The organism is Mycobacterium sp. 4D054 (assembly GCF_052245755.1).
Lineage (GTDB): Bacteria > Actinomycetota > Actinomycetes > Mycobacteriales > Mycobacteriaceae > Mycobacterium.
This window is the reverse complement of sequence record NZ_JBQQCF010000032.1, coordinates 18884-31916: the sequence shown is the minus strand read 5'-3', so window position 1 is coordinate 31916 and position 13033 is coordinate 18884. Positions and strand designations below refer to the sequence as shown.

Annotated in this window: 13 protein-coding genes and 1 pseudogene; 9 read left to right on the top strand and 5 right to left on the bottom strand. The window is 67.3% G+C overall.

What is annotated here, in order from left to right:
- Positions 1-20: 20 nt before the first annotated feature.
- On the bottom strand, positions 21-1142 hold the full coding sequence (locus ACTWP6_RS20925; protein WP_260752533.1) for a baeRF10 domain-containing protein: 1122 nt from the start codon (positions 1140-1142) through the stop codon (positions 21-23).
- 195 nt (positions 1143-1337) lie between these two features.
- Here ACTWP6_RS20925 and ACTWP6_RS20920 point away from each other — a divergent pair, with 195 nt between their 5' ends.
- Genes ACTWP6_RS20920 through ACTWP6_RS20905 form a run of 4 tightly spaced genes read left to right on the top strand, consistent with a single transcriptional unit; the run spans position 1338 to position 4657 of the window.
- Positions 1338-1748: an ArsR/SmtB family transcription factor gene (locus ACTWP6_RS20920; protein ID WP_260752534.1), complete on the top strand. Its 411-nt coding sequence runs from the start codon at positions 1338-1340 to the stop codon at positions 1746-1748.
- A complete protein-coding gene (locus tag ACTWP6_RS20915; protein WP_260752535.1) occupies positions 1745-2725 on the top strand; it encodes a cation diffusion facilitator family transporter in 981 nt (326 codons plus the stop codon). Before ACTWP6_RS20920 ends, ACTWP6_RS20915 begins: the two co-directional genes overlap by 4 nt.
- 19 nt (positions 2726-2744) lie before the next feature.
- The gene (locus ACTWP6_RS20910; RefSeq protein ID WP_260752536.1) at positions 2745-3494 is read left to right on the top strand and encodes a response regulator transcription factor; all 750 of its coding nucleotides are present in this window, start codon (positions 2745-2747) and stop codon (positions 3492-3494) included.
- Positions 3491-4657: a HAMP domain-containing sensor histidine kinase gene (locus ACTWP6_RS20905; protein ID WP_260752537.1), complete on the top strand. Its 1167-nt coding sequence runs from the start codon at positions 3491-3493 to the stop codon at positions 4655-4657. The genes ACTWP6_RS20910 and ACTWP6_RS20905 overlap by 4 nt, the downstream gene beginning before the upstream one ends.
- Positions 4658-4735: 78 nt before the next feature.
- Here the strand turns inward: ACTWP6_RS20905 and ACTWP6_RS20900 are convergent, their stop codons facing one another.
- Positions 4736-5332 carry a DUF305 domain-containing protein gene (locus tag ACTWP6_RS20900; RefSeq protein ID WP_260752538.1) on the bottom strand — a complete coding sequence of 199 codons (597 nt, stop codon included), beginning with the start codon at positions 5330-5332 and terminating at the stop codon, positions 4736-4738.
- 292 nt (positions 5333-5624) lie between these two features.
- Between ACTWP6_RS20900 and ACTWP6_RS20895 the strand changes: the two genes are divergently transcribed.
- Positions 5625-7736 (top strand): heavy metal translocating P-type ATPase, encoded by a 2112-nt coding sequence (locus ACTWP6_RS20895; protein ID WP_260752539.1) that lies wholly within the window; start codon positions 5625-5627, stop codon positions 7734-7736.
- A 9-nt stretch (positions 7737-7745) separates the two neighbouring features.
- On the opposite strand, the gene ACTWP6_RS20890 is transcribed toward ACTWP6_RS20895, so the two are convergent.
- Positions 7746-8387 carry a hypothetical protein gene (locus tag ACTWP6_RS20890; protein ID WP_260752542.1) on the bottom strand — a complete coding sequence of 214 codons (642 nt, stop codon included), beginning with the start codon at positions 8385-8387 and terminating at the stop codon, positions 7746-7748.
- A 225-nt stretch (positions 8388-8612) separates the two neighbouring features.
- Here ACTWP6_RS20890 and ACTWP6_RS20885 point away from each other — a divergent pair, with 225 nt between their 5' ends.
- Positions 8613-8915, top strand: coding sequence for a hypothetical protein (locus ACTWP6_RS20885; protein WP_260752545.1), 303 nt, complete (start codon positions 8613-8615; stop codon positions 8913-8915).
- Positions 8916-8937: 22 nt separating this feature from the next.
- Here the strand turns inward: ACTWP6_RS20885 and ACTWP6_RS20880 are convergent, their stop codons facing one another.
- The gene (locus ACTWP6_RS20880) at positions 8938-9297 is read right to left on the bottom strand and encodes an Rv2640c family ArsR-like transcriptional regulator (RefSeq protein WP_260752551.1); all 360 of its coding nucleotides are present in this window, start codon (positions 9295-9297) and stop codon (positions 8938-8940) included.
- 93 nt (positions 9298-9390) lie between these two features.
- Between ACTWP6_RS20880 and ACTWP6_RS20875 the strand changes: the two genes are divergently transcribed.
- The 3 genes and pseudogenes from ACTWP6_RS20875 (at position 9391) to ACTWP6_RS20865 (ending at position 12296) form a co-directional block, all read left to right on the top strand.
- Positions 9391-9798, top strand: coding sequence for an ArsI/CadI family heavy metal resistance metalloenzyme (locus tag ACTWP6_RS20875; protein ID WP_260752552.1), 408 nt, complete (start codon positions 9391-9393; stop codon positions 9796-9798).
- A gap of 98 nt (positions 9799-9896) precedes the next feature.
- Positions 9897-10042 (top strand): annotated as a pseudogene (locus ACTWP6_RS20870) (ACR3 family arsenite efflux transporter); the annotation flags it as partial.
- 211 nt (positions 10043-10253) lie between these two features.
- On the top strand, positions 10254-12296 hold the full coding sequence (locus ACTWP6_RS20865; RefSeq protein ID WP_443188670.1) for an alkaline phosphatase family protein: 2043 nt from the start codon (positions 10254-10256) through the stop codon (positions 12294-12296).
- A 1-nt stretch (position 12297) separates the two neighbouring features.
- Here the strand turns inward: ACTWP6_RS20865 and ACTWP6_RS20860 are convergent, their stop codons facing one another.
- Positions 12298-12948 carry a glycoside hydrolase gene (locus tag ACTWP6_RS20860; protein ID WP_443188669.1) on the bottom strand — a complete coding sequence of 217 codons (651 nt, stop codon included), beginning with the start codon at positions 12946-12948 and terminating at the stop codon, positions 12298-12300.
- Positions 12949-13033: the final 85 nt, after the last annotated feature.

Genomic DNA, 13033 nt, shown 5'->3' with positions numbered 1-13033 from the left:
GAAGGTTGCGACCCTGACGATCATTCCGGTTGGGGCGGAAGCGGAAAGCGCAACGACGCGGCTGTCAGATGCTGCTTGAGAACGGTGTCGGCCAAGACGTGTTCGATCGACCCGCTCTCGTTCATCACCACTTGGGCCAGTTCGTCCACGATGTCTGGGGTACGGCGGACCGGGCGTCCACATAGCGGGCACGTTTCGCCGGAAAGGGCCATCCATTGATCGTGGTCGCATATCACGCCCGGTGTCACCGTTTGATCCTGGACCAGGAGCTCGTCTACCGCTGCGACCGTCCCGGCCCACAGGCATCCGGGAAGACCGAGAACCGCCAATCCGCCCGCAGCCGCCTTCTCGACCGTCTCGGCGACCATCCGCTCCTCCTCGTCGCGCTCAAAGCGCTGCAGGACCGCTGCGGCCTGCCGCTTCACATCACCGAAAACGGTGCGCGCATCGTCGTCCACCGTGAACGTGCCCGCGAGGGTAGGCCGCAGCTCGTGGGTGAGGTAGTCAAGGAAGCGTGGCAACTCGGCGTGGTGGCCGCCGACGATCAACAGCTCGAATGCACCGTCGCGGTGCAGCTTGTCGAGCATGGTGACCACGTCGAGATAGTGACGCTTGGTCAGCTCCTCGGCCTTGTCTTGATTGCGGCCGGGGTCGGTGTCAACCCGTCGTGTGCCGATCTCAGACATATCGTCCCCGAAAAGCTCCCAGATACGAGCGGCCTTTCGGTCGACGACCGCGACGCAACAGCGGTGATACTCGTCGAGCACTGCCAACATCGGCCGGACCCAGGGGGTTTCATCGACCACAATCCGGTCATGCACGCTGCGGGGAAGCTGAACTTCCTCGAAGAAGTCGCGACCGCTGCACGAGAACATCGCAACCGAACCGGGCGACCAACGGTCGTGCTTCTCGACCGCCTCGGTGAACCGCTCCATATCGGCACGGACGGACAGCATCGCGTCGTGGCCGAGTTGGCGGTCTTGGGCCATCGGCTGGATTTCGTGCAGCAGACTGTCTAGCTTGCTGCGAACGACTGTCACGCGGTCTTCGGGCTCGTACGGCACGGCGGCATACAGCGAGATGACCGGCATGCCGTTCCCCCGAAAGCCGACGATCCGGTTGACTGTCTCCGCCGTGATCACAGCATCATCGCGTACGCAGCGGGTGTCGTCATATCAGGCTCCTCCTAAAACGGTGATGGCAGCGGAAACACCCACCAACCATGCCTAACGACCCTGCCGGGTACTTCAGCCCCCGGGCACCAGGTAATGGGGGTTGAGTTGATCCTGCGAGACGAACAGCCGTTTCACCCCCGGCGCCTGATCTACTATCTGCATATGAATGCAGATAACGGACTGTGCCGCCGCCGTCTCCCGGAGGACGAGGTGGCATTGGTGGTCGAGTCGTTCCGCATGCTGGCCGACGCCACCCGCGTGCAGATCGTGTGGGCACTCTCCAGCGGGGAGATGTCGGTCAACGATCTGGCGGCCCACATCGGCAAGCCCGCGCCGTCGGTCTCGCAGCATCTGGCGAAGCTGCGCATGGCTCGCTTGGTGCGGACGCGCCGGGAAGGCACCTCGATCTTCTATGCGGTCGACAACGACCACATCAAGCAACTGGTCCGCGACGCGGTCTTCAACGCCGAGCACGCCGGTCCCGGCGTTCCGGGTCACCACCGCAACACCGAGCAGCTGGCCGAGTTGCACCGCGTGGGTGGACCGTCGGGGGAGAAGGAACGCCGGGCATGACACACCCTCACCCTCATGGGGATGGAACCGCGGGCAGGCTCCGGGCGGCAGTCACGGAGGTGTTCGCGCCGCACAGCCACGACCCCGCCGACAGCATCGACGGCGCGCTGCAATCCAGCGCCGCCGGCATCCGCGCGGTGAAGATCAGCCTCCTGGCGCTCGGCGCCACCGCGGTCGCCCAACTTGCCATCGTGATGATCTCCGGGTCGGTCGCCCTGTTCGCCGACACGGTGCACAACTTCTCCGACGCGCTCACGTCCATACCGCTGTGGATCGCCTTCGCTGTCGGCACCCGCGCCGCGACCCGGCGCTACACCTACGGCTACGGTCGCGCGGAGGACCTCGCGGGGTTGTTCGTCGTCGCCATGATCGCGCTGTCCGCCATCGTCGCCGGCGTCGAATCGGTCCGCCGCTTCATCAACCCGGTGCAGATCGACCATGTGGGCTGGGTGGCCGCCGCCGGACTGCTCGGCTTCGTCGGCAACGAATTGGTCGCTCTTTACCGTATCCGCGTCGGCCGCCGAATCGGGTCGGTCGCTCTGGTCGCCGATGGGCTGCACGCACGCACCGACGGCTTCACGTCGTTGGCTGTGCTGCTCGGCGCAGGCGGTGTCGCTCTGGGCATTCCGCTCGCCGATCCCATCATCGGGATCGTGATCACGGTCGCCATTCTGGCGGTGCTGCGCACGGTGGTGCTCGACGTCTTCCGCCGTCTGATGGACGGTGTGGATCCCGCTCTGGTCGACGCGGCGGAAGCCGCGCTGCGCGCCGAACCCGGCGTCATCGGAGTGCGCAGCGTGAAGATGCGCTGGATCGGGCATCAGCTCCATGCCGATGCCGAGCTCGACGTCGCCCCCGGCACCACCCTCGACGGAGCCCACCGCATCGCCCACGAGGCCGAGCACACCCTGACCCATGCGGTGCCGAAGCTGTCGACGGCGCTCATCCACGCCTATCCCGCCGACAGCCACCACTGAAGCACGGCACGATGGAGTGATGGACAGCGCCCAGCCTCTTTCCGCCGGCACTGCGGGTCCGGGCTACCGCGCCGTCGTGGTCGACGACGAGGCTGCGCTGGCCGAAGTCGTCGCGACCTATCTGGAGCGGGAGCGCTTCGAGGTGACGGTGTGTCACACCGGGGTGCAGGCACTGGCCATGGCGCGCGACGTCGATCCCGACGTGGTGGTGCTCGACATCGGACTACCCGGCATCGACGGTGTCGAGGTGTGCCGCCAGTTGCGCACTTTCTCCGATGCGTATGTGGTCATGCTGACCGCACGCGACACCGAGATCGACACCATCGTCGGCCTGTCCGTCGGGGCCGACGACTATGTGACCAAGCCGTTCAGCCCACGCGAACTGGTCGCCCGGATCCGCGCCATGCTGCGCCGTCCGCGCTCGGTGGGCGCACCCGTTGCACCCGTGCAGCAGCAGTTACCGCCGCCGCGAGTGTTCGGTCCGTTGTCGATCGACGTCTCCGGTCGGCAAGTCGACCTCGACTGTGAACCGGTCACGTTGACGCGCACGGAGTTTGACATTCTGGCGGCACTGTCGTCGCGACCGGGTGTGGTGTGGAGCCGCCGTCAGCTCATCGACGCGGTGTGGGGCGAAAACTGGGTGGGCAACGACCATCTCGTCGACGTCCACGTCGGCCATGTGCGCCGCAAACTCGGTGACGAGCCGTCAGCACCGAGATTCGTGGTCACGGTGCGCGGCGTGGGTTACCGGATGGGGACTGGGCGATGACGACGTCACGACGGTGGGGGATGCAGCGTCGGCTGCTGCTGGCTCAGGCGTTGGTGCTGCTCACCAGCGGAGCCACCACCTGGCTGGTGGCATTGCTGGTCGGCCCGGCGCTGTTCCGGGAGCACCTGCACCAGGCCGGCGTCCCGCGCGATTCCAGCGAGCAGTATCACGCCGAGCAGGCCTACCAGCACGCCACCGCGATCTCCATCGCAGTGGCGATCGCCGTCGCGGCGCTGACCGCCTTCGTGGTGACCGCGTACCTGAGCCGGCGCGTACAGCGCTCGGTGGCCGAGGTGTCGGCCGCTGCGAGCGCGGTCGCGGAGGGAAGCTACGACATCCGCGTGTCCTCGCCTCAGCTCGGCGGGGAGTTCGACGAGCTCGCGTCCGCGTTCAACCAGATGGCAGAACGTCTGCAGGCGGTGGAATCGACGCGTCGCCAACTGTTCGGCGATCTCGCCCATGAGATCCGCACGCCGGTGTCGGTGCTCGAGGCCTATCTGGAAGCTGTCGAGGACGGTGTGAAAACACTTGATTTGCAGACTATTACGACATTGCGCGACCAGACGGCGCGGTTGGTGCGGTTCTCGGCCGACGCCGCCGCGCTGGCGCAAGCCGAGGAGGCCCAGGCGACGATTGCACCGGAGTGGCTCGACGCCGGCGAATTGCTCGGGGCCGTACGTGATGCCGCCGCCGACCGGTACACCGCCAAGGGTGTGGAGATCACCGCGCGCGAAGACGGCCCGATCTTCCTCTGGGCGGACCGTCAGCGCCTGACCCAGGTGTTGGGAAACTTGGTCGACAACGCATTACGCCACACGCCCTCTGGTGGGCACGTCACCCTTGCCGCCGTGCAACAGGGTCTCGACACGGTGTTCACCGTCACCGATGACGGCGAGGGTGTCGCGGCCGAGCACCTCCCACATCTTTTCGAGCGCTTCTATCGGGCCGACCCGGCCCGGCATCGCGGCCGCGGCGGCGCGGGAATCGGTCTGGCGATCGCTAGAGCGCTGACCGAGGCCCATGGTGGCCGAATCAGTGCGGGGAGCCAGGGGCCCGGCACCGGCACCACTCTCACGGTCACGATTCCGAGTCGGCCGCCGGCGGCCAGCCGCGGCACCCGCCCGCGGGAGGTTGATGACCGGGCCGCCAGCCCCGGATTGTGATCGGCATCGAAACCTACCGGGGTTTAGGGGTCGATCTGCTCGCCGCGGCCTGTTATCGCGATCGCCACCGTGTGAAGTCTAGAACGAATCTAGGAGGTCGTTCATGGTGTCGATCTCCTTTTGCTGGCTGGTCTTGATCGACTCGGCCAGTGCTACCGTGTCGGGAAACTGACCGTTCTGGATCTCGTTCTCCGCCATCGCGATCGCGCCTTGATGGTGCGTGATCATCCCGGTGAGGAACAGCTTGGCGGCCTCCGCGCCCTGGGCATTCTGCAGTGCCTGCATCTGCGCCGGTGACATCATCCCGTCCATGCCTGCCATTCCCGGCATCGTGGAATGGCCGGGCATTCCGTCCATGCCCGCCATGCCCCACTGATCGAGCCACGACTGCATCGTCTCGATCTCCGGGCCCTGCGCGTCTTTGATCTGCCGCGCCAGATGGGCCACCCGAGGGTCGATGTCCTGCTTGCCCAGGATCATGTCGCTCATCTCGATGGCCTGCTGGTGATGCGGGATCATGTGCCGGGCGAACATCATGTCGGCATGGTTGTGGGCGGCGACCGGCGCCGCACCGGCGGTCTGCGACGTGGTCGGGGAGGCAGGCGCCTCCTGGGCCTGATTGTCCGCAGAATTGCCACACGATGCGACGACCGTCATCGCGGCCAGCGCGCCCATGGCGACGACCAGGCTCTTCTTCCTGTCCACAGCACATTCCTCTCCTCGTTCACGTTCAGTCAGCTCACAAGCCTTCCCGCTTGGCCTTGAGCGGGCCTAGGCGTTCTGTGAAGAATTGATAAAGCACAAAGCCCCGGACGAAGAAGGCTTTCGAGGCGTCACGGATAGCCCTGGCGTCCATACCCATAGGGGGTATAATGTCGACTGCGTTGCCCGCTCCGCGAGCCCCGGCGGGGTCTGTGACGCGAACCGTCCGCACACCGGGCACTGTGCGACTCCCGAGAGGAGCGGCATGACACACCCTCACGATCGCCACGGCCCACCGGTTGCCACCGACAGGCACGGACACCGTGATGCAACCGCACTGGGCCACGGTGCCGCGCATCCCGGATCGTCCACGGCGCACGGGCACGCCGGCCACGGCGGCGATCACGTGGCGCAGTTCCGAAAACTGTTCTGGGTCAACCTGATTCTCGCGGTCCCGGTGGTCGCATTCTCGAGTATGTTCGCGATGCTGCTGGGCTACCAGGTGCCGGACCTGCCGGGTGTGCGCTGGATCGCGCCGCTGCTCGGCACGGTCATGTACGTCGTCGGCGGGCGTCCGTTCCTCATGGGCGCGGTGAGCGAAATCCGGTCCCGCAAACCGGGAATGATGCTGTTGATCGGGCTGGCGATCACGGTCGCGTTCGTGGCGTCCTGGGGCGCGAGCCTGGGCCTGCTCCACCACGAGCTGGAGTTCTGGTGGGAGCTGGCGCTGCTGGTGGTCATCATGCTGCTCGGCCACTGGATCGAGATGCGCGCGCTGGCTCAGACGACCTCGGCGCTTGACTCACTGGCCGCGCTGCTGCCCGATGAGGCCGAGAAGGTCGAGGGCGATCACACCGTCACCGTCTCCCCGGCGGAGTTGCAGGTCGGCGACGTGGTGGTGGTCCGGCCCGGCGGCAGGGTCCCGGCCGACGGCAGGATCGTCGACGGCCGCGCGGACATGGACGAGTCGATGGTGACCGGGGAATCCCGCCCGGTCACCCGCGGGGTGGGGGATGCCGTCACGGCCGGCACCGTCGCCACCGACTCCGGGTTGCGGGTGGAGATCACCGCCACCGGTGCCGACACCACGCTGGCCGGCATTCAGCGCCTGGTCGCCGAGGCGCAGAACTCCTCGTCGCGGGCCCAGCGCCTCGCCGACCGGGCCGCCGGATGGCTCTTCTGGTTCGCCCTACTCACCGCCGCGCTTACCGCGGTGGTCTGGACGGCCGTCGGCGATCCCGATGCCGCCGTGGTGCGGGCCATCACCGTGCTCGTCATCGCCTGCCCTCATGCGCTGGGTCTGGCGATCCCGCTGGTCGTGTCCATCGCCACCGAACGCGCCGCCCGGGGCGGCGTTCTGATCAAGGACCGGCTCGCGCTCGAGAGCATGCGCACGGTGGACGCCGTGTTGTTCGACAAGACCGGCACCCTGACCAAGGGTGAACCGACGGTTACGGCGATCGAGACCGCCGGCGAGGCCAGCAAGGATGAGGTGCTCGCGCTCGCGGCCGCGGCCGAGGCGGACAGCGAACATCCGCTGGCACGGGCCATCGTGCGCGCCGCCGAGGAACGGGGGCTCGCAGTGCCCCGTGCTACCGGGTTCTCCTCGTCCCCGGCCGTCGGGGTGACCGCGTGGGTCGACGGGCACGAGGTCCGAGTGGGCGGCCCGCGCCTGCTCGAGGAGGTCGGCGCTGCCGAGGTCGGGGCCGCCTCCGACTGGCGCGACGAGGGGGCGATCATCCTGCACGTCGTACGTGACGGCACCGTCCTGGGCGGCCTGCGCCTGACCGACGAGATCCGCCCCGAATCCCGGGAGGCGGTCGACGCGCTGCACACGCTGGGCGTGGAAGTCGTGATGATCACCGGCGACGCCGAGGCGGTCGCCGGTGCCGTAGGCCGCGAACTCGGCATCGACCGCGTGTTCGCCGGGGTGCGCCCGGAGGACAAGGCGGCCAAAGTCGCTGCGCTGCAACAGGAAGGCAAGAAGGTCGCGATGGTCGGTGACGGTGTCAACGACGCGCCTGCCCTCGCGCAGGCCGATGTGGGCATCGCGATCGGCGCGGGGACGGACGTCGCGATCGCCTCTGCGGGCGTCATTCTCGCCAGCTCCGATCCACGTTCGGTGCTCTCGGTGATCCAGCTGTCCGTCGCCACCTACCGCAAGATGAAACAGAACCTCTGGTGGGGGGCGGGATACAACCTCGTCTCCGTGCCGCTGGCCGCCGGTGTGCTCGCCCCCGTCGGAATCGTGCTGCCGATGTCCGTCGGGGCGCTGTTGATGTCTCTGTCGACGGTTGTGGTGGCGCTCAACGCGCAGTTGCTGCGGCGCATCGATCTGCGGCCCGAGGCCAGCACCCGAGCGGTCCTGAACCGTTGACCGGCGACCTCACCCGGCGTGGTCGTGAGCGTGATCGGTGTGGCCGTTCTGCGCAGGCTGCGCCGGAGCGGCGGGGGCCTCCCGCGGTTGCGGTGGGGTAGGCGTGCCCATCGGGTCCACCGTCCGCGGCGCGATCGCCGGCTCTGCATGGTGGCTGTGCCGAAGACCCGACGCCACACCGACGGTCGAGGCCAGCGCGACGACCGTGGCGGCGCCGATCAGCACCACCGCATTCGCGTAGAGGGGGATCAGATCTCCGCGGTGACCGCGGTACCACACCCACCCGGCTCCCATCACGACGTAGATCTGCAGCAGCAGCGCGCACAGGTCCGCGGCCGCGACGACCTCTGCCACACCCGCATGAGGGCCGAACGGTGGTCCGGCTGTCCGGGACAGCGCCCACAACACGACCGCTCCGACGTTGACCGTGATCCCGGCGGCGAGCACCGGTGTCGTCATCCGGGTGAGTATCAGCCCCGCCCAGACCAGCTGGAAGAGCGCGAGGGTGACGAAGAACAGGCCCGCCGGGATCCATTCGTGCCAGTGGCTACCGACGACGGCAAAATGGATGACGGCTGCACCGAGGGAGGCAAGCGCGGCGAGGCGCGCCGCCAGTCCGCTGTCGGTCGTTGTCGCTGTCCTGGCTGTCACCGTCCGATGATGTCAGTACCCGGCCGCGGAACGGTTGCCTGAATCCACATCTCGACCGGACCGAGATTTCTTCGTCACCGGGTCGAGGCCGCGAGTGGGGGGTTTGGCCCACGGTCCGTCGAGCTCCGCGCGCTATAGCAGGGTCCTTCGGCTCTGGCAGGGGCCTGACATCCCCGCCGAGACTTAAAGCGCACGCCACAACGGTGACGATGAAAGGTGAGGCAGATGAAGCGTGAAGTATGCAAGTTCTTCTCTGGAGTGTTCGCGGGGTTGGCGTATACCCACGTGGCGTACGCCGTCGCGATCTCCTCAGGAGTGTTGAGCGAACCCGTCTTTCGCGGAAGGCGTTGGGGCGCAAAGTATGCCTGGATCGAAGCCGCGACGTACACGGCTGTCAGTGCGGGACTCGGCTATGCCGGCTGGCGCGGCGGGGCCGACCGTTCGCCCCGGGAGCCGATGGCGGTACCGGACGACGGGCGACGGGACCAACCCGTCGCCGCGACCGAAGCGCCGCAGCCGGTTATCTAGACCGACGCGCCGCCGGTCTGCACTACCGGCAGCAGTTCGGATCCAGCGTGGTGCACAGCGCTTGGAGCGCCTCGGGCCGGACACGGTGGTAGACGTTCATTCCGCGACGGTCGGACAGCACCAGGCCGGCCTTCCGGAGTTGACTGAGGTGGTGACTCACAGTCGACTCGCTCAGGCTCAGCACCGTGGCGAGGTCACCCGAGATCTCCTCGCCGGAAGCGGAACTGAACAGGTACGACACGATCTTGACGCGCACCGGATCGGCCAGCGCCTTGAGTCGCACCGCGATCTCGAGCGCATCGGCGTCGGACAAAGGGCCGGACGCGACGGGTGCACAGCACACCGGTGCGGTCGTGTCGATGACGGGCAATGCCTTGGGCATGACGCCATCTTGCCACACTCTTGACATATATCGAAAAGGTGGCGCATAGTGGACGCGCCAATTCGATATATGTCGCAAACCTGGAGGTGCGTAATGTCCCGTGTGCAGCTGGCGCTCAACGTCGACGATCTCGACGAGGCAATCACGTTCTACGGCAAACTCTTCGGCGTCGAACCGGCCAAGGTCAAGCCGGGCTATGCCAACTTCGTCGTCGCCGACCCGCCGCTCAAGCTCGTGCTGCTGGAGAACCCCGGCAAGGGTGGCAGCCTGAACCACCTAGGGGTCGAGGTGGCCTCGAGCGAGGCCGTGCATGCCGAGATCGCCCGGCTGACCGAAGCTGAGATGTTCACCGAGGAGGAGATCGGGACGACGTGCTGCTTCGCCACCCAAGACAAGGTGTGGGTCACCGGACCGGGAGGCGAGAAGTGGGAGGTCTACACCGTGCTAGCCGATTCGGAGACGTTCGGAGTTGCTCCCGCGGCGTCAGCGTCGTGCTGCTGAATCCCTGAGCGGAATACCGGCGGGCACCGAACGACGGTTGCGTGAAAGGTCTTACGCTGTACCGGTTCCTGCCGCTGGGGATACCTCCTCGGCCGTAGGTCGCGATCACGATCGCGACCTACGGCGCGCCCTCGGGCCCGGCGCCGTCCGACCACTGATCGAGGTCCCCGTCCTGGTCGCGCTGGTCTATGTATCGTTGGGCCTGCGCCGCCATTCCCCCCCGTCGAGGAGCCCGGATGGCTCCCGACCTCCCCGGCCCTCGATGGTGGCTGCGGCGAACCGGTTCTGCACGTCGTCCCGGTTGACGAGGCCCGTCGATCGCACCCATACCCATCTCGCCCAAACACGGCCAGCGAACCCCCGACGGGGCGTAATTTACGGACAGCGCAATCAGCGAACAGGCAGCGACGGCTCAGGCCGACGCCGCTGACACGCGCTCGGTCGGGAGGATTGTCATGGGCTACGCCAACCACATTGGTCGCGTCGGAGCACTCGCGGTGACACTGGGAGTGGGCTGGGCGGTGGCGTCCGCGCCGGGCGTGGCCTCCGCCGAGACGACCGAATCCTCGAGTTCCAGCCAATCCCCGTCCGGGGGTACGTCCGCACCGTCGTCCGACGCATCGTCGGCGAAGGACGCCGGCGACACCGGCGCTGCGAAGGACACGGGCGGCGACGAGACGGCCGACGAGGACGCCGCGGAGCAGGCCGACACCGACGAGGCCGAGGATGTCGACGCGCCTGACAGCGTGAAGGTGAGCTTGAAGGACCGGCAAACCCGTGACGAGCTGGAGCCGACCGAGACGGCCGCAGAGGGCGTCGGGGTGACAGACGAAGCCGTCGCCGACGTCGAGTCCGTCGACACCGTGGTGACCGTCGATACTGCCACCCCACCGGAAGCCACGGGCACCCCACCGGAATCCACGAGCACCGACCCGCAGATCACGACCCCCGCGCCGCCGACCGCACCGGCCGAGCCGGCACCCGAGCCCACACTGCTCACCGTCGTCACCGATCTGGTGGATTCGCCGCTCACGCCGCAGCCGCAGCCCGCGCCCGCCGCACCGCTCGAGGGTGCCACCATGCTGGCGTCGCTGGCCGCGGTGCGAGACGAGCTGGAGCGCAACGCAATCAGGCGAACGGCGGCGACCACCGCCGCGGCGGCCTACATCGACGACGGCACCCCCAACGTGCTGGTGATCGGCGTGGACGGTACGAACCTGTCCCGCGTGCTGGCCAATCCGGAACTCACCACCAACTTCTTCAGCCTGATGCAGGGTGGCACCACCGCCGCATCGACCATCGTCGGGCACACCACGATCTCGAACCCCTCGTGGTCGTCGATCCTGACGGGGGCGTGGGGCGAGAAGACCGGCGTGATCAACAACGTCTTCACGCCGTGGACGTATGACAAGTGGCCGACGGTGTTCACCCAACTCGAGGGGCAGAACAGCAGCATCCAGACCACGTCGATCGCCAACTGGGACGTGATCTCGGCGATCGCGGCGTCGGGCATCGGCGCCGACGAAGTGCTCAATGTGGCGCAGGTGGCCGGCGACACCAACTGGCTGCTCACCGACGACAGGGTCGGCGATCTCACCGAGGCCGCCATCGCGGCGGCGCGCGCCGATACCGCGAACTTCATGTTCAGCTACTTCGTCGGCGTCGACGAGAACGGGCACCTGTACGGCGGCGACTCCCCGGAATACCTGGCGGCGCTGGCGAACTTCGACCGCAACCTCGGTGAGATCATGCAGGCCATCAACCTGTGGGAAGACGCGACGGGTGAGAAGTGGACGATCATCATGGTGACCGACCACGGCCACCAACCGCAGCTGGGCTTCGGCCATGGATTCCAATCGCCAGATGAGACAACCACTTTCGTCGTCGCGCGCAGTCCCGGCCTGTTCGGTGAGGGCCTGGTCAACACGAAGTACTCGATCGTCGACGTGACCCCGACCGTACTGTCGCTGTTCGACCTTCAGCCCACCGTCGACAACCTCGACGGGGTGTCGCTGACAGAACTGGGCGACGCCGACCTCACGCCCGTCAACGACAACGAAGCGCTGCGCGAGACACTGCTGGACATCATCGCCAAATACGGCTATCCCGACATCGGCACGAACCTGGCGCTGGGCGCGCGCACCATCTTCGCATCGGTGCCCTACTACGTCGACATGCTCACCAACGGCATCACCGCGAGCCTGCAGTCGGTCGTCGATCAGGACATCTTCCTGATCAGCGCGCTGGCCGCACTGGCGATCATCCCGGTCAGGATCGTCGGCGGACTCGCCTACGTGGGCACCAATGTCGTCGCGCAGATCGTCGCGCGGCTCACCGGTGTCACCGGCGCGAGCATCTTCCCGCTGTGGCCGCCCGCCCCGCCGTCGTTCCCGGACGCGCCCGAGGGCGTCTCCACCCCGGATCTGGTGGCGCTGGTGTGCACCGGCGGGCGGGTGTCGAGCGCCGTGTTCGCGTGCGGGGATTCGGTGGCGGTGTGAGTCAGCGCTGCATGGAGGCGATGAAGTACGACTCGTCGCCGGTGGGGTAGCCGCCGCCGTCGGTGGCGATGTGGACGTGGTCGAAGTGGTTCAGCGTCTCCGAGCCGTAGTCGGCAGTCCAGCTCGGCGCACCGATGCCGGGGTAGAAACCTTGCCGCCAGATCACGTGCAACACACCCCAACGCTTCGCGTTGGCCAGTGCGTACCCGGCGACCTGGTTGCCCAGCTCGATGCCTTTCTCGCTGTTGTGGTTCGGGATCATCACGTCGATCGCGAGCCCGTTGGGATGCCATTTCAGCGGATCCTGCCGGTACCCGCCGATCGTGGTGATCTCCGGGAACATCGCACTGATCGCGCGCGCAGCCCAGATCGTCTTGACCTGTAAGCCGCCTTCGGGGGCGACCCCGGCAGGCAGCGCGAAGTTGAACACCCGCGCGTCGGCCGGCGCACTGGCGGCCAGTAGTTCCGCTTCGGTGGGCGGTGGCGCGGACAGCGTCGGTGTGGGCTCCTGCCCGGCGGCGCTCGGAGGGGTCTCCACGTGGCGGGGTGTCGTCGTCGTGGTCTGGGCGTAGACCATGCCCGCGGACACCACGAGCGATGTGGCGACGGCCAGCCACCGCCCTCGTCCGTTGGCCAAGAGTTTGCTGCCCACGGACAGACACCTTAGTGGCCGTCCGGTTCCGTCCGACCGCGATCGCGGAATTCGTCCCGCCTGTTCCGGGTTTGATGGCCCAAGT

Excerpts from the sequence above, each read along its gene's own strand:
- ACTWP6_RS20920 (WP_260752534.1), top strand. The coding sequence starts at position 1,338 with ATGAATGCAGATAACGGACTGTGCCGCCGCCGTCTCCCGGAGGACGAG.
- ACTWP6_RS20915 (WP_260752535.1), top strand. The coding sequence starts at position 1,745 with ATGACACACCCTCACCCTCATGGGGATGGAACCGCGGGCAGGCTCCGG.
- ACTWP6_RS20910 (WP_260752536.1), top strand. The coding sequence starts at position 2,745 with ATGGACAGCGCCCAGCCTCTTTCCGCCGGCACTGCGGGTCCGGGCTAC.
- ACTWP6_RS20905 (WP_260752537.1), top strand. The coding sequence starts at position 3,491 with ATGACGACGTCACGACGGTGGGGGATGCAGCGTCGGCTGCTGCTGGCT.
- ACTWP6_RS20900 (WP_260752538.1), bottom strand. The coding sequence starts at position 5,332 with ATGGGCGCGCTGGCCGCGATGACGGTCGTCGCATCGTGTGGCAATTCT.
- ACTWP6_RS20895 (WP_260752539.1), top strand. The coding sequence starts at position 5,625 with ATGACACACCCTCACGATCGCCACGGCCCACCGGTTGCCACCGACAGG.
- ACTWP6_RS20885 (WP_260752545.1), top strand. The coding sequence starts at position 8,613 with ATGAAGCGTGAAGTATGCAAGTTCTTCTCTGGAGTGTTCGCGGGGTTG.
- ACTWP6_RS20880 (WP_260752551.1), bottom strand. The coding sequence starts at position 9,297 with ATGCCCAAGGCATTGCCCGTCATCGACACGACCGCACCGGTGTGCTGT.
- ACTWP6_RS20875 (WP_260752552.1), top strand. The coding sequence starts at position 9,391 with ATGTCCCGTGTGCAGCTGGCGCTCAACGTCGACGATCTCGACGAGGCA.
- ACTWP6_RS20865 (WP_443188670.1), top strand. The coding sequence starts at position 10,254 with ATGGGCTACGCCAACCACATTGGTCGCGTCGGAGCACTCGCGGTGACA.